19 protein-coding genes and 1 pseudogene are annotated in these 20,972 nt (G+C 47.9%); 7 read left to right on the forward strand and 13 right to left on the reverse strand.

The features are described from left to right. Positions 1-41 precede the first annotated feature (41 nt). The 5 genes from truB to rimP all read right to left on the reverse strand — a co-directional run bounded on the left by truB (position 42) and on the right by rimP (position 6,263). The gene (truB, locus tag ABF86_RS06380) at positions 42-1,031 is read right to left on the reverse strand and encodes a tRNA pseudouridine(55) synthase TruB (RefSeq protein WP_074685128.1); all 990 of its coding nucleotides are present in this window, start codon (positions 1,029-1,031) and stop codon (positions 42-44) included. 84 nt (positions 1,032-1,115) lie between these two features. After that, a complete protein-coding gene (gene rbfA / locus ABF86_RS06385) occupies positions 1,116-1,469 on the reverse strand; it encodes a 30S ribosome-binding factor RbfA (protein ID WP_011634694.1) in 354 nt (117 codons plus the stop codon). Between the two features lie 52 nt (positions 1,470-1,521). Continuing rightward, positions 1,522-4,188 carry a translation initiation factor IF-2 gene (gene infB, locus ABF86_RS06390; protein ID WP_074685130.1) on the reverse strand — a complete coding sequence of 889 codons (2,667 nt, stop codon included), beginning with the start codon at positions 4,186-4,188 and terminating at the stop codon, positions 1,522-1,524. A gap of 118 nt (positions 4,189-4,306) precedes the next feature. Further along, the gene (nusA, locus tag ABF86_RS06395; RefSeq protein ID WP_011634696.1) at positions 4,307-5,779 is read right to left on the reverse strand and encodes a transcription termination factor NusA; all 1,473 of its coding nucleotides are present in this window, start codon (positions 5,777-5,779) and stop codon (positions 4,307-4,309) included. Between the two features lie 52 nt (positions 5,780-5,831). Beyond that, complete coding sequence (gene rimP, locus ABF86_RS06400) at positions 5,832-6,263, reverse strand: ribosome maturation factor RimP (RefSeq protein ID WP_041353794.1); 432 nt, start codon at positions 6,261-6,263, stop codon at positions 5,832-5,834. Positions 6,264-6,698: 435 nt separating this feature from the next. Here rimP and ABF86_RS13085 point away from each other — a divergent pair. Both ABF86_RS13085 and ABF86_RS06410 read left to right on the forward strand, forming a co-directional pair. After that, positions 6,699-6,965, forward strand: a pseudogene (locus tag ABF86_RS13085) (transposase); the annotation flags it as partial. Positions 6,966-7,246: 281 nt separating this feature from the next. Then, entirely contained in the window at positions 7,247-7,684 is a 438-nt protein-coding gene (locus tag ABF86_RS06410; RefSeq protein WP_011634698.1) for a DUF1841 family protein, read from the forward strand. Between the two features lie 73 nt (positions 7,685-7,757). On the opposite strand, the gene ABF86_RS06415 is transcribed toward ABF86_RS06410, so the two are convergent. From ABF86_RS06415 to ABF86_RS06425, 3 genes are all read right to left on the reverse strand, one after another. Then, positions 7,758-8,084, reverse strand: a complete 327-nt coding sequence (locus ABF86_RS06415) for a cytochrome c (RefSeq protein WP_011634699.1) — start codon at positions 8,082-8,084, stop codon at positions 7,758-7,760. Positions 8,085-8,116: 32 nt separating this feature from the next. Further along, on the reverse strand, positions 8,117-8,401 hold the full coding sequence (locus ABF86_RS06420; protein WP_049753159.1) for a cytochrome c: 285 nt from the start codon (positions 8,399-8,401) through the stop codon (positions 8,117-8,119). A gap of 154 nt (positions 8,402-8,555) precedes the next feature. After that, on the reverse strand, positions 8,556-10,502 hold the full coding sequence (locus tag ABF86_RS06425; RefSeq protein WP_074685134.1) for an ATP-binding cassette domain-containing protein: 1,947 nt from the start codon (positions 10,500-10,502) through the stop codon (positions 8,556-8,558). A gap of 230 nt (positions 10,503-10,732) precedes the next feature. On the opposite strand from ABF86_RS06425, the gene selD reads away from it, so the two are divergent. Together selD and mnmH are read left to right on the forward strand one after the other, a co-directional pair. Further along, complete coding sequence (gene selD, locus ABF86_RS06430) at positions 10,733-11,782, forward strand: selenide, water dikinase SelD (protein WP_011634702.1); 1,050 nt, start codon at positions 10,733-10,735, stop codon at positions 11,780-11,782. Then, entirely contained in the window at positions 11,775-12,941 is a 1,167-nt protein-coding gene (mnmH, locus tag ABF86_RS06435) for a tRNA 2-selenouridine(34) synthase MnmH (RefSeq protein ID WP_074685136.1), read from the forward strand. The genes selD and mnmH overlap by 8 nt, the downstream gene beginning before the upstream one ends. A 348-nt stretch (positions 12,942-13,289) precedes the next feature. Here the strand turns inward: mnmH and ABF86_RS06440 are convergent, their stop codons facing one another. The 5 genes from ABF86_RS06440 to rsmI all read right to left on the reverse strand — a co-directional run bounded on the left by ABF86_RS06440 (position 13,290) and on the right by rsmI (position 18,242). Further along, positions 13,290-14,858, reverse strand: coding sequence for an FAD-binding oxidoreductase (locus ABF86_RS06440; protein WP_011634704.1), 1,569 nt, complete (start codon positions 14,856-14,858; stop codon positions 13,290-13,292). After that, on the reverse strand, positions 14,855-15,580 hold the full coding sequence (locus ABF86_RS06445) for a hypothetical protein (RefSeq protein WP_011634705.1): 726 nt from the start codon (positions 15,578-15,580) through the stop codon (positions 14,855-14,857). Before ABF86_RS06445 ends, ABF86_RS06440 begins: the two co-directional genes overlap by 4 nt. Before the next feature lie 10 nt (positions 15,581-15,590). Continuing rightward, a complete protein-coding gene (locus ABF86_RS06450; RefSeq protein WP_204987572.1) occupies positions 15,591-16,049 on the reverse strand; it encodes a cytochrome c in 459 nt (152 codons plus the stop codon). A 161-nt stretch (positions 16,050-16,210) separates the two neighbouring features. After that, complete coding sequence (pyrC, locus tag ABF86_RS06455; RefSeq protein ID WP_074685138.1) at positions 16,211-17,248, reverse strand: dihydroorotase; 1,038 nt, start codon at positions 17,246-17,248, stop codon at positions 16,211-16,213. 97 nt (positions 17,249-17,345) lie between these two features. Continuing rightward, positions 17,346-18,242, reverse strand: coding sequence for a 16S rRNA (cytidine(1402)-2'-O)-methyltransferase (gene rsmI / locus ABF86_RS06460; RefSeq protein ID WP_074685140.1), 897 nt, complete (start codon positions 18,240-18,242; stop codon positions 17,346-17,348). Between the two features lie 143 nt (positions 18,243-18,385). Here rsmI and ABF86_RS06465 point away from each other — a divergent pair, with 143 nt between their 5' ends. The 3 genes from ABF86_RS06465 to ABF86_RS06475 form a co-directional block, all read left to right on the forward strand. Next, complete coding sequence (locus ABF86_RS06465; RefSeq protein WP_011634709.1) at positions 18,386-20,176, forward strand: ABC transporter ATP-binding protein; 1,791 nt, start codon at positions 18,386-18,388, stop codon at positions 20,174-20,176. 104 nt (positions 20,177-20,280) lie between these two features. After that, positions 20,281-20,631: a YraN family protein gene (locus tag ABF86_RS06470; protein WP_074685142.1), complete on the forward strand. Its 351-nt coding sequence runs from the start codon at positions 20,281-20,283 to the stop codon at positions 20,629-20,631. Positions 20,632-20,738: 107 nt separating this feature from the next. Next, on the forward strand, positions 20,739-20,972 hold a 234-nt coding region (locus ABF86_RS06475), incomplete at its 3' end, for a transposase (protein ID WP_160803495.1).

Consider the following 20,972-nt stretch of genomic DNA (forward strand, 5'->3'; position numbering starts at 1 on the left):
TGCCAGTGCTTGGATATATAAAAATCATTCTGCTCTTTTTTCTAGCCTATTGAATCAGCTAACCCGCCTGCTGCTGTAACAGCGGCCAACACAACCATTCTTCTGGGTGCGATGACCTCGGAATCAACCCACTCTCCGAGACCAAGAAAAATATTCTCCCTATCGTATAGCTTCAATTTGGGACTGGCCAGGAACAGGGGGTGCGATCTGTCCTTCCTGATTTTCTGCCCTTGCTGCAAACGCACCACTTCATCGTCATCAAACACCATAGAAGGAATGTCGCTTAAAAGGCTATCAATTGGATACAAAAATTTCAAGCGGTCAGAAGGCTGCTCGGATTCGAGCTGATCCAGATTGCAAGCTTGCGATAAATCGAAATGGCCGACACCAGTACGGGAAAGCGCGGTGAGATAAGCGCCGCCATAGCCAAGCGCCTTTCCAATATCTTCTGCCAGTGTACGAATATAGGTGCCTGAACTACAACGGACCGCAATCATCATCTCAAAACCCGACAAAGCATTGAGAGATATACTGTGAATTACAATTTCACGCACCTTGCGCTCAATTGTAATTCCCTCTCGTGCATATCGATAAAGTGGTTTGCCATACAGCTTCAGCGCGCTGAACATGGGCGGAATCTGATTTGATCGGCCAAGAAAGGTTTGCAGGATTGCAGTTACTTGCCGAGAATCAGGTGGACACGCATCAGATTTAGCTACCCGCCTGATTTCACCCTCAGCATCCCCTGTACTACTGATATAACCAAGCTGAAGAGAGGCTTTGTAGGTTTTATCCGCGCTCAGCAAAGCTGAAGAAAACTTGGTGGCTTCACCAAGACAAATTGGCAGCAAGCCTTGTGCCATCGGATCCAACGTGCCAGTATGACCGGCCTTTGTTGCTGACAACAAACGCTTACTGATTTGAAGAGCCCGGTTAGATGAGATGCCAACAGGCTTGTTGAGTAACAAAACCCCATTACAGTTAACTGATTTAAGCTGAACAGATCTTGCTGATGATAAGAGTTTGACCAAAAAATTTTAGCTAGCTAAATGTAATTCTAGGTTATATCGCCATATCGCATAAAACGCCAATTCTGTAGATATCACCAATCAGGATCAGGTTTTACCTACAGCCTCATCGATCAATCTGGAGAGTTTTATTCCGCGCTCGATAGATTCATCATAAACAAATTGTAACTTCGGAATAATTCTCAACCTGATTTTACCAGCCAGCTGACTGCGCAGAAATCCTGCGGCCCGCTTCAATCCTTCCTCCGCAAGCTGAGCATTTTCATTACCTCCCAGCGTAGTATAGAAAACCTTGGCATAAGTATAATCCCGCGTCACCTCCACCCCGGTTAACGTTATCATCCCGATTCGCGGATCCATTATTTCATTCTGGATCAACGAAGCCAATTCACGCTGAACCTGGTCAGCCACTCGTAAGGTACGGGAAAAATCCTTCGGCATGATTACCTCCTCTTCAATCAGGCGAGTTATTCATCGCGCCTGATGTACAGCATCACAATACACGGGCGGTTTCAACGATCTCATACACTTCAATCTGATCACCCTGTTGAATGTCATTAAAGTTCTTCAATGAAAGTCCGCATTCGAAACCAGATTTAACTTCCTTGACATCATCCTTGAATCGCTTCAGAGAATCCAGACTGCCACTATGTATAACAACACCGTCACGCAGTACTCTTACCGGCGCATCGCGTCGAATTAATCCTTCAAGCACATAACAACCAGCCACGACACCAACTTTGGATATCCGGTAAATCTCGCGAATATCGACCAAACCCAGGATTTTTTCCTTGCGATCTGGCGTCATCATTCCCGACAAGGCCTTTTTAACTTCATCAACTGCTTCATAGATGATGTTGTAATAGCGCACATCCACCCCGGTTGAAGCAATCAGCTTGCGTGCCCCCAGGTCAGCACGACAGTTGAACCCGATGACAACTGCTTTGGACGCAAGAGCCAGATTAATATCAGATTCAATAATTGCTCCGACCCCGCTATGCACGATATTGATCTTCACCTCATCGGTTTCCAGCTTCTTCAATGCGTAAGCCAGTGCCTCGCATGATCCCTGCACATCGGCCTTAATAATCAGATTAAGTGTACTGATGTCCTCCTGATGGCCGAATACATCTTCCATTTTTGCCACATGAAGTTTGTCCAGTCGGACATCGCGGAATTTACCTTGGCGGAAAAGAGCAATTTCCCTGGCTTTGCGTTCATCACTAAGTGCTATAAACACTTCACCCGCCGCAGCAACTTCAGACAATCCCTGAATCTCAACAGGAATCGAGGTGCCCGCTTCACTGACGGATTTGCCTCGCTCATCCAGCATTGCTCTGATCTTACCGAATACAGCTCCAGTAAGGACAACGTCACCTCGTCTCAAAGTTCCGGACTGTACCAGAACTGTTGCAACCGGGCCACGGCCCTTGTCCAAACGTGATTCAATAATCACTCCTTTCGCCGGCGCATCCCGCACAGCCTTCAGCTCCAGCACCTCTGCCTGCAATAAAACAGCTTCCAGCAACTCATCAATTCCCTGACCAGTTTTTGCTGAAACACCAATAAACATGGCATCCCCTCCCCAATCTTCAGGCACAACGCCATGATTGACGAGCTCTTGTTTAATACGTTCAAGATTGGCTTCTGGCTTGTCCATTTTATTAACAGCCACAACAATGGGTATACTTGCTGCCTTGGCGTGATGAACTGCCTCAATCGTCTGCGGCATCACACCATCATCAGCTGCCACTACCAATATGACTATATCGGTAATTTTGGCACCACGGGCACGCATGGCCGTAAACGCCTCATGCCCTGGGGTATCCAGAAAGGTAACTACGCCACGCGAGGTTTTGACGTGATAGGCCCCGATATGTTGCGTAATACCGCCGGCCTCTCCACCCGCAACACGCGTTCTGCGAATATAGTCCAGCAATGAGGTTTTGCCATGATCAACGTGTCCCATCACCGTCACTACCGGGGCACGCGACTCCATCCTGGCTTCGTCAGGAGATAAATCAACTTCTTCCAAGAAGGCTTCCGGGTTATCCGGTGCAGCGATCTTGGCTACATGCCCCATCTCTTCAACAACAATCATAGCTGTATCCTGATCCAGCATTTGATTGATTGTCACCATGTTGCCCATTTTCATCAATACCTTGATAACTTCGGCTGCCTTGACCGCCATTTTTTGTGCCAGTACAGCAACCGAAATCGTTTCAGGGATCAATACCTCATGCACAACCGGCTCAGTTGGCGCTGAAAATGCATGCTGGGATTGCGACTCATCCGACCTGCTCCTGCCGTGTTTATCTTTGCGCATGCGCCATTCCTGCCCACCAGATACATCTCCACGTGCTTTTGATTCACGACGCTTAACTGGCTCATCCTTCCATGCTTCCTGCTGTCTGGCCTGTTTCTTTTTCTTCTCGCCCTTTTCTTCCGGTTTTACAGCTGGCTTCTGCGGAGCACGTTCCTTGGCCGCCGGAGTCGTTTGAGTAGTTACTGTAATCGTAGCAGAGGGAGTTACAGCAGCTGTTTCAGTAGATTCTGGTTGAGTTGCAGCTACAGATCCTGACACAGCCGCCGTTTCCGACCCAGGCTCTTGAACCTGGGTGGATTCTTTTTTCACCTCAGTCTGAGCTGTTACTTGCTGTCTTCGTTTTTCCTGTTTCTCTTTCAGTTCCGCAGCCTGGCGCGCCATTAATTCCGATCTTTTTCTGGCTTCTTCAGCACGCAAAGCGATTTGTTCAGCATCAAGTACAGATTTTACCGGAACAGCTTCCGGCGCTTCCGGTGCTTCAGCTGTTCTCAGAGAGACATCTTCAGCTGCTCTTTTGCCAGCCGCATCAGATTCATCCTGTTTGGTAGTCAACACCCGTTTTTTTCTGACCTTGACCTCGATAGTTCTAGGTCTTCCCGCACTATCTGATTGCCTTATCTCTGTTGTTTGCCTACGCGCCAGAGTGATCTTGGTTCTTGATCCACTACTACCATGTGATTTGCGCAGATAATCAAGAAGCTGCGTCTTATCCTGCTCTGTCACAAAATCTGCTGCGGAACGTTTAGCAACTCCGGCAGCTTGAAGTTGTTCCAGCAACAAATTGGGCAGCATACCCAGATCATGTGCAAATTGCTCTACAGTCATTTGAGTCATCAGCAACCCTTTACCCCAAATCCAACAAAAATCATAAAAAACAAAATCAATATTTCCTTAACCAACTCATATCCCGCTCCGGAAACAGATACGGGATTTGTCCGCTTTATATCGAAATTCAAGTAAACCAGGGTTCGCGTGCCTTAATAATAATTTTGCTTGCCCGATCAAGATCCACACCCGTCAACTCGACCAGATCATCCGCCGCCAGATCAGCAAGCTCTTCCTGAGTGCTGATCCCTTTAGCAGCCAACTCACGCACAAGATCAATATCCATTCCTTCCAACGCAAGTAATGCTTCAGACGCATGTCCGATTTTTTCTTCTGTTACAATCGCAGCCGTCAACAAAACATTGCGGGCACGATTACGTAACTCTTCAATTGTCTCATGATCAAATTCCTGGATTTCCAGCATTTCTTCAATTGGAATATACGCAATTTCTTCCAGTGTAGAAAAACCCTCATCTACCAGGATACGCCCGACCTCTTCATCCACATCAAGCTTTTCCATAAATAATTCACAGATGGAAGCAGCTTCCTCCTCACTCTTTTCGTGAGATTCTTCCACTGTCATGATATTGAGCTGCCAGCCCGTCAACTCTGATGCCAGCCGAACATTCTGCCCGCCTCGCCCGATAGCCTGAGCCAGATTTTCCTCATCCACTACAACATCCATACTATGCTTATCTTCATCCATTACTATACTGCTAATCACAGCAGGCGCCAGCGCATTCACGACAAATGTAGCCTGATCATCTGACCATTGAATAATATCCACCCGCTCACCCGCCAGCTCACCGGTAACCGCCTGTACCCTAGAACCACGCATGCCAACACAAGTACCAATTGGGTCAACACGCGCATCATTTGATTTAACCGCGATTTTTGCCCTGGAACCCGGATCTCTAGCTGCCGCCCTGATTTCCAGAATACCCTCCTCTATCTCCGGCACCTCAAGTTCGAACAATTTGACCAGAAAATCTGCTGAAGTTCTGGATAACACCAGTTGTGGTCCTCTGACAGCACGATCAATTTTGAGCAGATAAGCGCGAACGCGATCCCCCATTCTCAGATTCTCATGCGAGATCATTTGATCACGCGGCAAAACTGCTTCGATCTTGCCGAATTCAATGATCGCATTCCCGCGATCCATACGCTTGATCACACCACTTACTAGATACTCCCCGCGCTCAAGAAAATCATTCAAATTCTGTTCGCGTTCGGCATCTCGTATTTTCTGAAAGATAACCTGCTTCGCGGCCTGTGCCCCGATCCGGTCAAATGTAACATCCTCCATTAGCTCTTCCGTATATTCACCCGGAACGGATTGCGGATTCTGCTTTACAGCCTCAACCAGTGCAATTTGCCGTTCAGGATGCTCCACTACATCATCGGCAACAATCAACCATCTGCGAAAGCATTGAAATTCACCCGTATCTCGGTCGATAGAGACACGTACATCAATATCATCCCGGGCATGCTTCTTGGCAGCAGAAGCCAGAGCCATTTCGAGTGCGGTAAAAACAATGTTTTTATCCACATTCTTCTCATGCGCCAAAGCATTGACCAACAGTAAAATCTCGCGGCTCATATTCCTCCAGCCCTATTTTTCAACCTTACATCCATCGACAGATTTACCCGAATTACAATTTTGGAATCAGCCGGGCCTTTTCCAGATTTTTCAATTCAAACTGCAACAACTTTCCGTCAACATTCAACATCAGGGCATCATCCCCCACTTCGGTCAGTGTCCCCACAAAATTTCTTTGCCCTTGTAAAGCAATTCGCAACCTAATCCGGATAGATTCCCCCACAAAACGGACAAAATCAGCTCTTTTCTTCAAAGGCCTATCCAAGCCCGGTGATGAAACCTCAAGCCGGTTGTAATCAATATTTTCTACAGCCAGCAGCTGACCTAAATGATTGCTGACAGCAACGCAATCAGCAAGCGTTATCGCCCCATCCTTTTTATCCACAAACACCCGCAACAATCTGCCTGGAGCAGATTGTTCAATATCAACAAGCTCATACCCCATACCAGCAATCGTTGGTTCGAGCAGCTCAAACAATGACATAGCCTCACCACAAATAAAAAATGGGCCAACCAGCCCACCTTCAAAACACATTTGTATTATAGCAAGGATTACAGTCCATAAAAACAGAAATTTATTTTACACCAATGTTTCCAATAGGTTATCACGAGTTACATCTAAAGCACACATCAAAGCAATCGATCCCGTCGACATAAATATCGGCCTCAAATACCCCAATTCAGGATTAATACCTTCTGCACTTGCAGATGCAAAAACTACTGGATTCCAATCCTCGCCAGATAACCGTCGAGGTCAGAGTCTGTGCCTGATGTATACGGATTGTGTCTCATCCTGAATTTGTCCATCGGGCTAAATTCTGTGTATCTTCTTCTATATATTTCCAATAGATTACTGAGATTCAATTCACGCATGAATAGAGACACAGTAGGTAGGCAAAGGATGGAATCCTATTATTTGGGCAAGGCAGACGATCCAGGACGCAGCGGCACGAGCAATCGTCAATTTGTAGAAGCTTGTTTCTGGATAACGCACTGTGGCAGCCTCTGGCGCGACTTACCAGCCGCATTTGGCAAATGGAACACAATCTCTTCAAGCGCTTGCAGGACTGGAGCAAGGTTTGGTGTATTCAAGCGTATTACTTTGCGCTGCAACAAAACCGACTACAGCTTCTCGTCAGTCATTTACCTGCTATCTGTTATCTCAGCTCCAAGTAAATCTCAATAGCGTCTAGCCAAAATACAACCTCACAAGAAATTCGTAAAGAAAAATCTGCCACGAATAACTGCGTTATCAGGAAGCAGGGACGCTGTATTGTAGCTCGATCAATAAAGTCAGAAAATTCACGAGCTATCAATATTTCATGTTATTTTATCCCGAACAATAACAGCCCTTCCCCGGGGCGATTACCTCAGTCATTAAAGCTTCGCCAGCTTTATTATGTTGAATAACCAGGTATCAAGACAAATCCACCATCACTTATCAGAATTTTTGCAGGATTTACGGTAATGTTCAATCCAACAAGAAACCAGGCACGGCAGCTATTCTTTGATACGTGGCACAAATACCAGCAAAGAGAACCACTATCCGGCATGGAAACCATAGCAGTGGAAGTTATCCTACAGCACCCGGAATATCATTCCATACTACAGGATACCGAACGGTATCTTGACAAGGATTATCCACCTGAGCAGGGCAAAATAAATCCCTTTCTACATATGAGTATGCACATCGCCATCCGGGAGCAACTTACCATCAATCAGCCAACCGGTATCCTTCAGCGCTTCGAGCAATTGAAAATCAAGCTACAAGGGGACGAGCATGAGGCGATGCATCACACGATGGATTGTCTTGCAGAAATGCTCTGGCAGTCACAGCGCAATCAATCATCCCCTGATGCCAGTATTTATCTGGAATGCATGGATAAGCAGATCGGAAACAAATAAAAAACGAAATGCACCTCGGGGTATCGGATGCATTCCGCTCACAGCCTCCGTATACGGGGTATACGGAGGTGTACTATCTCTTAACTTGCAGGCCTGATTGACTGGAATAATAAAATGCCAGATTTTCGATATCATCTGCACTCAGGGCAGCCGCCATTCCGGCCATCACCGGGTCTTTACGTGCGCCTGATTTATAATCTTTCAATGCTTTTACGATATAGGTTCTAGGTTGGCCACCAATTTTCGGGAACATCGGCACCGGACTGTTACCATCCACACCATGACAGGATGCACAAACTTCCTCAGCCTTCTTTTTGCCAGCATCAATATCTGCTGCGATCAGCTGCCCCGACAGAAGAAATATTACTCCGCTAACAGCGGCCACCAAATAGCTTTTCATGTTATTTATATCCCTTGGATTAAGAAGAATGATCAATTGCCAGCGTAATAAGCAGCCAAGGCATCAATATCCTCATCGGAAAGAGTTCCTGCAATACCAACCATTGTCGGGTGGTTACGCTCTCCAGATCTGTAATCTTTCAGCGCCTTAACCAGGTAAGGCAGGTGTTGTCCGCCCAGTTTCGGTACATGATAAACAAACGGATATGCGGTGCGATATCCTTCAATACCATGGCAGCCCTGGCACATGGCGATCTTGCTCTTAACTGAATCAGTGTTTCCAGCTGCATCTGCCACGCCGGAAAACGACAGAATCATGCCAGAAGCGATAAGTAGTTTAACGGCAGCTGCCTTTTTCACTTTTGCATCCTCCTCTCAAAAAAGCGAACTTTAAACGATGGGTGTTGTTTAGTCAATGAAGGTTGTAGCTATGTCCCTGTTGTGTATAAGGAAATTATTTCTTCAGCACTTTTTACCCTTTCTTTTTACAAATTGTTTCCACAACGATCTGCTTGTTTTCCAGCATCTCCCAGCGGGAATAGTATGCCGCAAGCTCTTTTTCCAGCTCGGCCGCACGCGCCTGCAATACCATTGCATCATAAGGGTTGTTTTTATAAATAACAGGGGTACTCAATTTCTGGCCAACTATTATTTGTTCTTTTTCAAGGATATCGATTTTCTCCGGCAATGCTTCCAGCTCTTTAGTTTCCTGATAACTTAATCCGGCAGGGCCAGGTGATTTATCTTTTTTGACCACCTGGGGCGATTTGATTATCGATCTGAGAGAGTCACTACTTTCCTGCTGTGGCGTTTTTACATTTGATTTGGATTGCAACCATTCCTGATAGCCGCCTGCATATTCACGCAGATACCCATCTCCTTCAAACACAATGGCCTGGGTCACCACATTATCAATAAAGGCACGATCGTGGCTCACCAGAAAAAGCGTACCGCTATATTCCTGCAACAAGGCCTCCAGCAATTCAAGTGTCTCAATATCGAGATCATTGGTCGGCTCATCCAGAACCAGCACATTAGCCGGGCGTGTAAATAAGCGAGCAAGCAACAACCGGTTACGTTCACCGCCAGACAAAGATTTTACGGGCGAGCGGGCACGCTGCGGTGGGAACAGGAAATCCTCCAGGTAACTGATGACATGCCTGCGCGCACCATCAATTTCAACAAACTCTGAACCCTGGCTGATGGAATCAACCAAAGTTTTATCTTCATCCAATTGCTCCCGCAGTTGGTCAAAATAGGCTATGGATAACTTGGTGCCCAGTCGTATCGTCCCAGAATCTGGTTGCAACTCACCTAGTATTAGTTTCAGCAAAGTGGACTTACCGGAACCATTAGGGCCAAGCAACCCGACACGATCACCCCGCATGATACGACAAGAGAAATCTCGAATAATCATTTTATCTCCGTAGCGCTTGGTCACATGTTCCAGTTCCGCGACCAGCTGCCCGGAATGCTGCCCTGCATCCACCCGGAAACTGACATTCCCAATCCGGTCCCGCCGGGCCGCACGCTCCAACCTCAGCGCTTCCAGTCTTCTAACTCGGCCTTCATTACGCGTCCGTCTGGCTTGAACTCCCTTACGTATCCAGATTTCCTCCTGATCCAGCGCCTTATCGAATTTCCGGTTATGAACCGCTTCGATTTCCAGCAGCTCAGCTTTCTTTTGCTGATATGCCGAAAAATTACCGGGAAAACTTTTCAGCTCCCCACGATCCAGCTCAATGATGCGGGTCGCTACGTTATCCAGAAAACGTCGGTCATGAGTAATGAATATCACGCTGCCGGAAAACCCCTGCAGCATTTCCTCAAGCCATTCTATCGACGAAAAATCCAGGTGGTTAGTTGGCTCATCCAGCAGCAGCACATCCGGTGACACAACCAGCGCCCGCGCCAGTGCCACCCGCTTGCGTCCTCCTCCCGATAACGTTCCTACAATCGTATCTTCCTGCAGATCAAGTCGGTTGATCGCCGTTTCCACCTTATGATGAAGACTCCAGCCATTTTGGGATTCAAGCACGCTCTGCAACTGCTGCATACGATCAAGCAGCTTCTCGGTATCTGCTCCCTCCTCCCCCAGCGCATGAGATACCTGATGATAATCTAGCAAGGTCTGTGCCAGTGTACCAAGCCCTCGGGCAACCTCTGCAAATACTGATTCATTCTCATCTAGCACCGGCTCCTGCGGGATATAAGCAACGTTTACACCAGGCGCCATCCACAGTTGCCCGTCATCCAGTTTGATCTCACCTACCAGCGCACGCAACAGACTGGATTTACCGGTGCCGTTGCGCCCGATCAATCCAACCCGTTCACCCGGATCAAGTTGCAACACGGCTTGATTGAGCAAAGCATGGTGACCAAAGGCTAAACAGGCGTTATCGAGTGTCAGAAGCGGCATGGAAAATTATTAATCAACTGAGGAAAAACAGTGTCTTTGAAGCAGAGATATTACTGTCCTCTAAAATATCAAGACAGGCTAACTTAACAACCATAACATTATTATACTACTGCCTCAAACTGGCGACAGAAGATCGCTGTGCTGACAACCTGAAAACCCGTTTAATTCGGCACTAACCAGTATTTCACTGGATACTCGTTACAGCAGAACACTTTTTATTTTGAATATTTATGCATCCAGAAAAAATCGCACTGACACAAACGGTACAAAAAGGCGGGTGTGCCGCCAAGGTTGCCGCCACAACATTACACCGGATTTTGCAGCAAGTCAGATTTCCAGCTGCACACTCTGCGTTGATGGTGGATGGCCGCTATTTTGACGATGCCGCCATCTACAAAATCAATGAACAAACTGCTCTGGTGCAAACACTGGATTTCTTCACGCCGATTGTTGATACTCCAAGACTGTTTGGTGAAATTGCTGCCGCCAATGCTATCAGCGATGTGTATGCCATGGGTGGCAGGCCCGTTACCGCCATGGGTATTCTGGCATTTCCGCTGGCCACCTTATCCGAACACATCATCGTTGATGTCCTGCAAGGTGCCAGCGATAAGATCGCTGAAGCAGGTGCCAATTTTGTCGGCGGCCATTCAATTGATGATGACACCTTGAAGTTTGGCCTATCGGTCACCGGGTTAGTCAATCCGCAGCAGGTATGGACCAATGCCAACGCACAATCGGGAGATCATTTGGTTTTGACCAAGGCGCTGGGAACAGGCACCCTGACAGCCGGAATAAAACGGCAACAATTGCAGGAGAAGGACATCATGGACGCGCTAGAAAGCATGGCGGCCATCAATAACGTCATCGACTATCTATCACCGGATTTGCTGGCAGCTATCCATGCCGCTACCGACATCACCGGCTTCGGCTTTTCCGGCCACGCCATGCAACTAGCAAACGCCAGCAACGTTACCCTGAGCATTGCAACTGGTAATCTTCCCAGGTTTGACAAAGCTTTCTACTGTCTGAAAAATAGTTTTCTGACCAAAGCACACCGGACCAATGCAGAGTACACCACGCCACATATCGACGATGCAAAACTGGATGCGCTGTACAAACTGCTAATTCACGATCCGCAAACCAGTGGTGGTTTATTATTAAGCGTGGTGCCCGAAGCCAGCCAGCTCGTGCTGCAGGCACTGCGCACATACTTCAAGCCAGCAGCAATAGTGGGAACCGTTCATCCTCGTCAAGATAAAGCGGTGCAATTTGAATAATCCAAACATTGATAGCGATGAGCTAACAGCTTTATTCACAGCGGATACGCCACTGATTGACGTACGTGCACCGCTTGAATTCATACTGGGATCCCTGCCCGGCTCAGTCAATCTGCCCATCCTCAACAACGAAGAACGTGCACTGGTCGGCACTACTTACAAACAGCAAGGTTCCGAGGCAGCAGTCATGCTTGGCCATGAGATGATTTCGGGTCAGGCAAAACAGGATCGTCTGCAGCAATGGCTTGATTTTATCCGGCAACATCCCCGAGCCGTGCTGTATTGCTTTCGAGGAGGAAAGCGCTCGCAGATCACGCAGCAATGGTTGAAAGATGCTGGTGTCGACAGGCCATTGATCATCGGTGGTTATAAGCAGGCACGCCAATTTTTGATCAACACAATTGACCGGTTCAGTGAAAACCACACGCTACTGGTCATTACCGGACCAACGGGCAGTGGCAAAACCCAGCTAATCCAGGAGATCAGAAACAGTTACCCGGTACTTGACATCGAAGCCCTTGCCCGGCATCGTGGCTCGGCTTTTGGAGGAATGTCTCTCCCCCAGCCCACACAAATCGATTTTGAGAATCAGTTGGCTGTCAATTTGCTCAAACTGAAACAGAACTATCTGTTTGATCCAGTCGTTGTGGAAGACGAAAGCCGACATACCGGCAGGGTATATTTACCAGCCAGCTTCTTTGAACACATGCGCAGCTCTGAAATCATCTGGGTGGATGAACCATTGAATACCAGGGTAGATAACATATTCGGAGATTACATTGTTGCTACCCCTATCGGCCAAGCACAGCAGGCTCGGCGCAACACACAACCATTGTCTTCTGCTACGGAAATTCAGGAAATACTGTGCCAACAAGCGCTGTTATTATTCGACAAATACGCAAGTGCCTTGCAGGCAATCAGCAAAAAACTGGGAGGAGTTAGGTTTCAGGAAGTATCACAGGATCTGGAAAACGCCCGATCCAGCTTTGTAAACAGAAATGAAATTCAATCAAACAAGACCTGGATTGAAAAACTGGTGAGATATTACTATGACCCGCTGTATCTCGGCTCACTACAACGCCGCCAGGTCAATCCCTGCTTCAAGGGCTCAAGGCAAGCAGCAATCGATTATCTGCGGGCTCGCAAACAACACGCTTGACGTATCTCCTTCCGCTTGCCACCCCAAATGCCATGGATGATTACCAGCATGGCGGAAGAAAGTGCCACAAAATCGTTCAGAATACTCGCAGATAACAGTAGGAAAATATCGATAGAACCAGACAAATAAACGAAAATGTGGCCTTGGTCATACTCCAATTTTATCTTGACATGATGTGGAATCAAATACCTGTAAGAAACCTTACGTAATCCATATCCTTCTCAATACTTACCGCCTGCATATACAATAGAAACAACCTGCGTATCTCTTTCATACGACTACTGTTCACTCTGATCAAAAAAACAGCTTCACCTGTTTCGTAGATTGCAATCCGCGCGGCAGCAATCATCATTCTTCGAAAGTATCGAGATCGATTCCAGATTTACCCGGCGCCAAGATATTATTTGGATCGAGCGCTCGTTTAATTGCGTGTTCGACCCGACGCTTTACTGGACCATAGCTTTGTGCGACACGCTCCATAAAGGCAGTATTGACGCGGTAGACGGCATATCCCTCTTTTTCGAATTCATTGATCAGTTCATGAAAACACCGATAAGCAGATTCGGTTTCTTCCCTACTGGTGCGATCGTACAGCACATCGATGACATGATGCATATCGCGCCAACCGACAATGAATTCACCCACGTAATCCAAACCGTGTTTGTTGAGGATTTTTTTGGCCAGCGTCTTCTGTTTGTCACATTCATTGCCACGGGCCTGGCTAACCGGTGCAAACCACATGGAGCCGCCACCTCCACGCCAGTTGTACAATCCGAATTCCTGCAGATTAGGCACACCGGACATCAGCTCGGCACGATACTTGAACGGCTGAGTATCGCCTGCTTCCTCCTGAGTAATGATCGTGCCCTTACCTGATTTTTTAATTGTTTCGGTGACGATCTTCCAGTTAACGTCAACCTGTTCCTGAGTGCCGTACAATGCGGCATAAACGTTCCAGGCACCCAGATTTTTATCATGCTGAATCTGCTTGAGTACTGAATCCGGTGTCGCTCCACGCCCGGTCATGTATTCGGAGCGACGTACGTTGGCACTTCCCGCCTCCCACAAAACATTAGCAATTACCACCGAGTTTGGAATGACCTGGGTAATCCGCAATGGACGCAGTAGTTCAACAATATCAGCAATATCGGATTCATGTTCGTACCTGATCTCGAATGGCTTGATTACTGGGGGCCTAGGCATCAGCCAGAAGCCCATCTTGGTACAAATGCCATAATTGGCTTGGGTAAACATGCCATCCAGAGTCGGGCCGTAGCCCCACTTGAATACCTGCCAGCTGTTATCCCCCTTGACACCCCCCATACCAGTTCTCAGTACTTCACCGTTAGCTAATACCAATTCCATACCACACTGCATCATAAAATGCTCACCGTACGGCGTATAGCCGACACCACGATCCATGGTATTGCCAACTGGCCCGGCAATCGCCGATGGTGCGGAAAATGACAACATCAGAGGCAAATTATTTTCCTGAAGGTAGTCATATAACTGCCCATAGGTCACCCCAGGCTCGACCAGCGCAGTGCATAGTTCTGGATCAACATGAATGATTTTATTCATTTTTTTGAGATCAAGTATCACCTGGCCACGATGGTGTGGTGCAGCAGAGCCATAACCGAAATTGCGACCAGTAGAAATGGTCCAGATTGGGATCTTGTATGTGTTGCAGATTTTGACAACCTCTTGAACTTGTTTCACAGTCGTTGCGACCAAAGTAGCTGATGGCGCATGCTCGGCATCATCTACCGGCATCATGATTTTTGTGTAGGCAATGAGCTGTTCTGGTCTGGTCAATACATTTTTATCACCCAACAATTTTTGGAATGCTTCAATAGCTTTCTGAAATTCCTGCTGGGAAACACCACGAGGCAACACATCATGGTTTTGCTCATTCATATTGAAACTCCTTGAATCTTAAAGGCAAAGGAAACGAAGTGTCCATTCAGCGGCGCTACCGACCCGCTGTTAATCTGTGGAGCCTCCGAAAAATCAACCAGATCATCACCAGTCAGCGCAAATCCAAGATCTGTGCTCCACTGAGCATCTTCCCGAACCCCTTCACGTGTGTACAAAATGGGTTCTAATACTTGTTCTTCTCTCTTTCGATGGCTTCCATGGATACAGCTGAAGCCACGTAAAGCAAGCTGATGCCCGAACAATCCACCTTGATCACCAGCAACCCTGCTGCTGTACAACAGATGGCGGGATTGTTCTGGCTCCACCGTATGCTGTCCCAGCCAGCGCATACAAGCGCCTGTGGAACGAGCCAGATCAATAATAAGTGTGCCACTGGCATCATCCACCAAACCAGTGATAACACACCCTTCTGTCGACATTTCCTTAATGCGGCGCTGCAACAGCAGCAGAAAATCCCGTTCTATGTTGATGTCATGTACTTCCATATTGGCACCACCAGCAATCCAGGCACCCTGCAGAAAAGCTGAATGTTCTGTCTCCCCGTTTACCAGCAGTAGAGTCGTTTCCGGGTTGAAAAACTTGGCAGATTGGGCGCGGTTAGTAGCGGCGGCCAGAGCAACGCTTGGATTTGCCCATCCAAGACAACCTGAAACACCGCTCAGAACGATACCCTTGAGTAGTAGGCGACGCTGGATATCCATGGAATTACCCTCACTTTTTTTCAGGAGTGGTTTGTTGAATATATTGCCCGAGGGATTTCAAATCTTCGTTGCTAATATACGGCTCAGGAAAAGCAGGCATAGCTCGAAACCCGTGCCGCACGACATGGGTAATATACTCGGGCGGTAATTGCCGGCCTTTGATAGAAGGGCCAATCCCGGTGTCATGACAATAACCACACACCTTGGCATAAACGTTTTCACCGCTTGACCACTGACCACTATTTCCGAGATCTCTCTCTACAGCCTCTTCAGCAGCGTAAGCTGGCAAGATAAACAAGGCCATAGACAGCGTCATGCTGATCGTAAAAATTCGTTTTACAACCAGATCATCTTTTAGAAAGAACATTTCAACACCTCCGTTTATTGCTGACGGAAAAAGTAATCCGCAGGAAAAATATAGTTCCTGCATATAATCTGGCAAATCGTCTAGTTGCAGAAACAAAATCACCTGCTCTTTTCCAAAAAGGTAGGTTCAATAGGCGATCAAATGCGCATTAAAACAGCAGCAGAGCGGATTGTTCAGGTTGCTTGATTCAGGAACCAATCACAATAATCATCCATACAGTATATTCGCACTTATCTGATGAATCAAAATAAATCCACTCTCCATCATAACCTCCAGCAGACCTGTTCTCCTGCCCTAAGTGGCACTAACCTGTCTCCACCAAACTCGACCTCTCCAGGTATTTGCCAGCTTTCTTTGCTTAATGAAATTTGATCCGTGTTGCGCGGCAAGCCATAAAAATCAGGGCCGTAGAAACTGGCGAATGCCTCTAGCCGATCAAGCCTTCCAGCCTGCTCAAATATTTCAGCATAAAATTCAATCGCTGCGTGGGCGCTGTAAATACCCGCACAACCACAGGCTGATTCCTTATCTTTTAGTGGGTGTGGCGCACTGTCAGTACCGAGAAAGAAACGAGAATGACCGCTGGTTGCTGCTGCTACCAGCGCCTGGCGATGAATTTCCCGCTTTAGCACCGGCAGGCAGTAATGATGTGGTTGTAAACCACCTGTAAATAAAGCGTTGCGGTTCAGCATTAGATGATGCGCGGTAATCGTGGCAGCAATCCGGTTGGAAATCGACTGCACAAACTCAACCGCCTCTCGAGTGGTGATATGTTCAAATACCACCCTCAACCCTGGGAAACGCTGTAAAAGTGGGATCAGCACCCGATCTATAAAAATTTTTTCACGATCAAAAATATCCACTGCAGGATCAACCACTTCTCCATGCACAAGCAAAGGCATATCAAGCTTCTCCATCATCGCCAGTGTGGCCTTACAGCGGTCAATATCAGTAACACCAGCATCGGAATGTGTGGTCGCCCCGGCCGGATACAGCTTAACTGCCTGTACAATCCCGCTCGCCTTTGCTCGACTAATTTCTTCAGGTGTAGTGGTATCGGTCAGGTATAGTGTCATTAGCGGCTCGAACTGGCCTACCAATTCCTGTGGCAAGGCAGACAAGATACGGGCATGATAGGCAGCCGCCTGTTCAGTCGTTACCACGGGCAGTTTGAGATTCGGCATGATCATGGCGCGCGCAAAACGCCGAGCAGTATCAGGTAGGACTGACTGCATAGCCTTGCCATCACGCAGATGCAAATGCCAGTCATCCGGGCGGGTAAACGTCAGCTTGTTTGTCATATCGTTCAATCCGGTTTTCCTCACAAATCAATAAACAAACACAAATTCTCCTCTAGAACTCCACAGCAGTAAAAATTTCCAAATCTGGCTGGATTTGTCACATCCCTGTCTTTTGTTCCAGCAGCGCCCGGGTATACAGTTTTTTCCTGCTCTCTCCGGTAATTTCTGCAGCCAGTTGCACGGCCTGTTTCAGAGGCAGATCTCTTTGCAGAATGGCCAGTGTATGCACGGCTTGCAGGCTGATATCTTCCTGATCTGGCTCTTCCTCCGGCGCTAGCAGCAAAACGAATTCACCTCGCAGCCGATTTTCATCTGCTCGTAGCCAATCCAGGGCCTCGCCCAGCATGCAGGTGTGAATCGTCTCGAAAATCTTGGTAAGTTCACGGGCAAATGTGATTTCACGGGTTGGGCCGAATACGGCAACCATATCTGCAACACATTCGAGTACGCGGTGTGGCGCTTCATAAAAAACCGGAATGCAAGCGTACAACGTCTTGAGAGACGCCAATTTGCGCTGACGCTCCCCACTTTTGGCTGGTAAAAATCCATAAAAGAAGAAGTGTGGGGCAATCAACCCGGAAGCAGACAAGGCGCACAGCGCCGCATTGGCACCGGGAATCGGCACTACCGGAAAATTTCGCGCACGCACCTGTTGCACCAGCAAAGCACCTGGATCAGAGATAGCCGGGGTGCCTGCATCAGAAATCAGAGCGACGGATTGACCAGATATCAACAGCTCAATGATTTTTTGCGCTGCGTTACCTTCGTTATGCTGATGCAACGGCGTGATTCGAGTATGTGTAGTGTTGTTGTGCACAGCGATGTGTACAGTATGCGCTGCCAGCAGTTTTTGTGCGCTCTGGACATGCTCGGCTGCGATGCAATCGACAGCAGATAGTACCTCCAGCGCACGCAGGGAAATATCACGCAAGTTCCCGATGGGTGTGCCAACCACATATAATGTTCCTTTAGATACTCCTGCTGCAGTTGGCATATTCTGGTTATAAAACGTCTGTTCCTATGATTTTCTACGGGCGTAATCGCACTATACGGCAGTTCCTCTGCTTTTTCCATTTACAGTCAGCCAGCTTCCAGCCTGTTTAACCAGCTTAAATCCAAGCCAATCTGATATTTTATATGACACCTGATCACACAACCGCCCCGCTGGTTCGTCTGCTGCGCTATGGCCATCTGTTTCGTGGCCGCATCTGGCTCGCCACGCTTTATTCGATTCTCAATAAGCTGTTTGATCTGGCGCCACCCGTGCTGATCGGTATGGCAGTGGATATTGTCGTCAATCAGCAAACTTCCATTTTCGCCCATCTGGGATTTCCGGATGTCTCCGCCCAGCTGTGGATACTGGCCATCCTCACGTTGATCGTCTGGGGATTTGAATCCATCTGGGAGTACCTGCTCAAGCTGTGTTGGCGCAATCTGGCACAGGATATCCAGCATACCTTGCGTCTGGATGCCTACAGTCATATCCAGAAACTGGAGCTGGCTTATTTTGAGGAACGCAGTACCGGGGGAATGATGGCGATTCTGAACGATGACATCAACCAGCTGGAGCGGTTTCTGGATGTCGGAGCAAATGATCTCATCCAGCTGCTAACTACTGTGATTACGGTAGGCGGCATGTTTATTTATCTGACTCCTGGTGTGGCGTGGATGGCGTTATTACCAATGCCGTTCGTCGTGGCCGGTTCTTATTTGTTCCAGAAGCGGATTGCTCCGCGCTATATGGCTATCCGCGAGCAGGTCAGCATTTTGAACAGCTATCTGTCCAATAATCTTAGCGGCATTGCCACCATCAAAAGCTATACGGCGGAGCAGCACGAATTGCGCCGGATCGAGCGTGAAAGTCATGTCTATCAGGAAAAAAACCAGCATGCAATTGCCCTCAGCGCCGCTTTTGTACCAATCATCCGTATGGTGATTGCACTGGGCTTCAGTGCCATTCTAGTGGCGGCGGGATTAATGGCTGCCGGTGGAGACCTCAATGTTGGCGCATACAGTATTCTGGTATTCATGACCCAGCGCCTGCTGTGGCCGCTCACCCGCCTGGGAGAAACACTTGATTTGTTCCAGCGGGCAATGGCTTCTACCCACCGTGTGCTGGATTTGCTCCAGGCTCAACCCACCATTACTGATGGGCCGCAAACCCTGACTACTGCACAGATTGGCGGGAAAATTGTTTTTGATGACATCAGCTTCCATTATGAGCGGCGTATTTCCACGTTAAATCATCTTTCTCTGACTATCCCCGCTGGCGAGACTATTGCACTGATCGGCGCTACCGGCAGTGGCAAAAGCACGATTGTCAAGCTGCTGCTGCGTTTCTATGAACCACAACAAGGCCGTATCCTGCTGGATGGTCATAACATCCGGGATTTACGCCTGCACGATCTGCGCAAATCAATCGGCCTGGTCAGCCAGGATGTTTACCTGTTCCACGGCACGGTGTATGAAAACATCGCCTATGGTTCTTTTGGCGCCAGCATGGAAGACGTGATCGCTGCCGCCAAGGCAGCCGAGGCACATGATTTCATCATAGAACTACCGGATGATTATCAGACCATCGTGGGAGAACGGGGACAAAAACTCTCCGGCGGCCAGCGGCAACGCATCTCCATTGCACGCGCCGTGCTCAAGGATCCGCCAGTGCTGGTACTCGATGAAGCTACTTCAGCAGTAGATAATGAAACAGAAGCCGCCATTCAGCGCTCACTGGAACGAATTACCATCGGCCGCACTACTATTGTTATTGCTCACCGCCTCTCCACTATCCGTAACGCCCATTGCATTTATGTGCTGGACAAGGGGGAAGTAGTGGAAACAGGTACGCACGAAGCACTCCTGACACATAATGGCCTGTATGCCAACCTGTGGCGGGTACAAACCGGTGAAAAGATAAAAGGGAATTTCTAAAAATCAGTAAAAATTGCCTTTGCAAATGCCAATGGACCTTTAGCCGCAAGTGTAGCGTACTGAAGCAACCCGGAATAATTCCCCAATAAGTTACAGGTACTCCTATGTCATCCACTGAAAACAAAGGCAGTGATGCCGAACAACAGGCCGCCATTTTTCTCCAACAACAACAACTAACTCTGCTGGAAAAAAATTATCGCTGCCGGTTTGGTGAAATTGATCTCATCATGCAGGATGGCGACACGGTAGTATTTGTTGAGGTCAGAATGCGCGTTAATCAACTCTTTGGTGGTGCAGCTGCCAGCATCACGCCTGCCAAGCAGCTCAAGCTGACACGCGCCGCTCGGCATTATCTGGCAAAGTGTGATGAAGATTTTCCCTGCCGTTTTGATGCGATTCTGATTTCCGGAAACCGGGAAATTGAATGGATACAAAATGCATTTGACGAAGGCTGATGACGGGCCGCCTAATCAATGCAGCGCCATTAAACATAGGTAGTTGATATGGTCTAATAGACCCGGACACTCCAGTTAAGAGAAAATAGTCTTAATTGGAGGATGAAATGGAGCCTAGGAAACACTATACAAAGGAATTCAAGCTGGATGCAATCAGCTTGGTACTGGATCAGGGATTAACGATAGCAGAAGCTGCCAGAAGCCTGGAAATCAGGGCTAACATGCTTGGGCGATGGATCAGGGAGAGCCAGGCGGATACTAATGGTCAGGCATTCCGCGGTAATGGGAAACTGACACCGGAGCAGGAAGAAATCCGGCGGCTTAAACTAGAAAACAAGCAA

The organism is Nitrosomonas sp. GH22 (assembly GCF_009833115.1).
Taxonomy (GTDB): domain Bacteria; phylum Pseudomonadota; class Gammaproteobacteria; order Burkholderiales; family Nitrosomonadaceae; genus Nitrosomonas; species Nitrosomonas eutropha.

Coding starts and splice junctions, on each gene's coding strand:
- rbfA (WP_011634694.1), bottom strand. CDS start 1,469: ATGCCGAAGGATTTTTCCCGTACCTTACGAGTGGCTGACCAGGTTCAG.
- infB (WP_074685130.1), bottom strand. CDS start 4,188: ATGACTCAAATGACTGTAGAGCAATTTGCACATGATCTGGGTATGCTG.
- nusA (WP_011634696.1), bottom strand. CDS start 5,779: ATGAGCCGCGAGATTTTACTGTTGGTCAATGCTTTGGCGCATGAGAAG.
- rimP (WP_041353794.1), bottom strand. CDS start 6,263: ATGTCATTGTTTGAGCTGCTCGAACCAACGATTGCTGGTATGGGGTAT.
- ABF86_RS06410 (WP_011634698.1), top strand. CDS start 7,247: ATGTTCAATCCAACAAGAAACCAGGCACGGCAGCTATTCTTTGATACG.
- ABF86_RS06415 (WP_011634699.1), bottom strand. CDS start 8,084: ATGAAAAGCTATTTGGTGGCCGCTGTTAGCGGAGTAATATTTCTTCTG.
- ABF86_RS06420 (WP_049753159.1), bottom strand. CDS start 8,401: ATGATTCTGTCGTTTTCCGGCGTGGCAGATGCAGCTGGAAACACTGAT.
- ABF86_RS06425 (WP_074685134.1), bottom strand. CDS start 10,502: ATGCCGCTTCTGACACTCGATAACGCCTGTTTAGCCTTTGGTCACCAT.
- selD (WP_011634702.1), top strand. CDS start 10,733: ATGCATCCAGAAAAAATCGCACTGACACAAACGGTACAAAAAGGCGGG.
- ABF86_RS06440 (WP_011634704.1), bottom strand. CDS start 14,858: ATGAATGAGCAAAACCATGATGTGTTGCCTCGTGGTGTTTCCCAGCAG.
- ABF86_RS06445 (WP_011634705.1), bottom strand. CDS start 15,580: ATGGATATCCAGCGTCGCCTACTACTCAAGGGTATCGTTCTGAGCGGT.
- pyrC (WP_074685138.1), bottom strand. CDS start 17,248: ATGACAAACAAGCTGACGTTTACCCGCCCGGATGACTGGCATTTGCAT.
- rsmI (WP_074685140.1), bottom strand. CDS start 18,242: ATGCCAACTGCAGCAGGAGTATCTAAAGGAACATTATATGTGGTTGGC.
- ABF86_RS06465 (WP_011634709.1), top strand. CDS start 18,386: ATGACACCTGATCACACAACCGCCCCGCTGGTTCGTCTGCTGCGCTAT.
- ABF86_RS06470 (WP_074685142.1), top strand. CDS start 20,281: ATGTCATCCACTGAAAACAAAGGCAGTGATGCCGAACAACAGGCCGCC.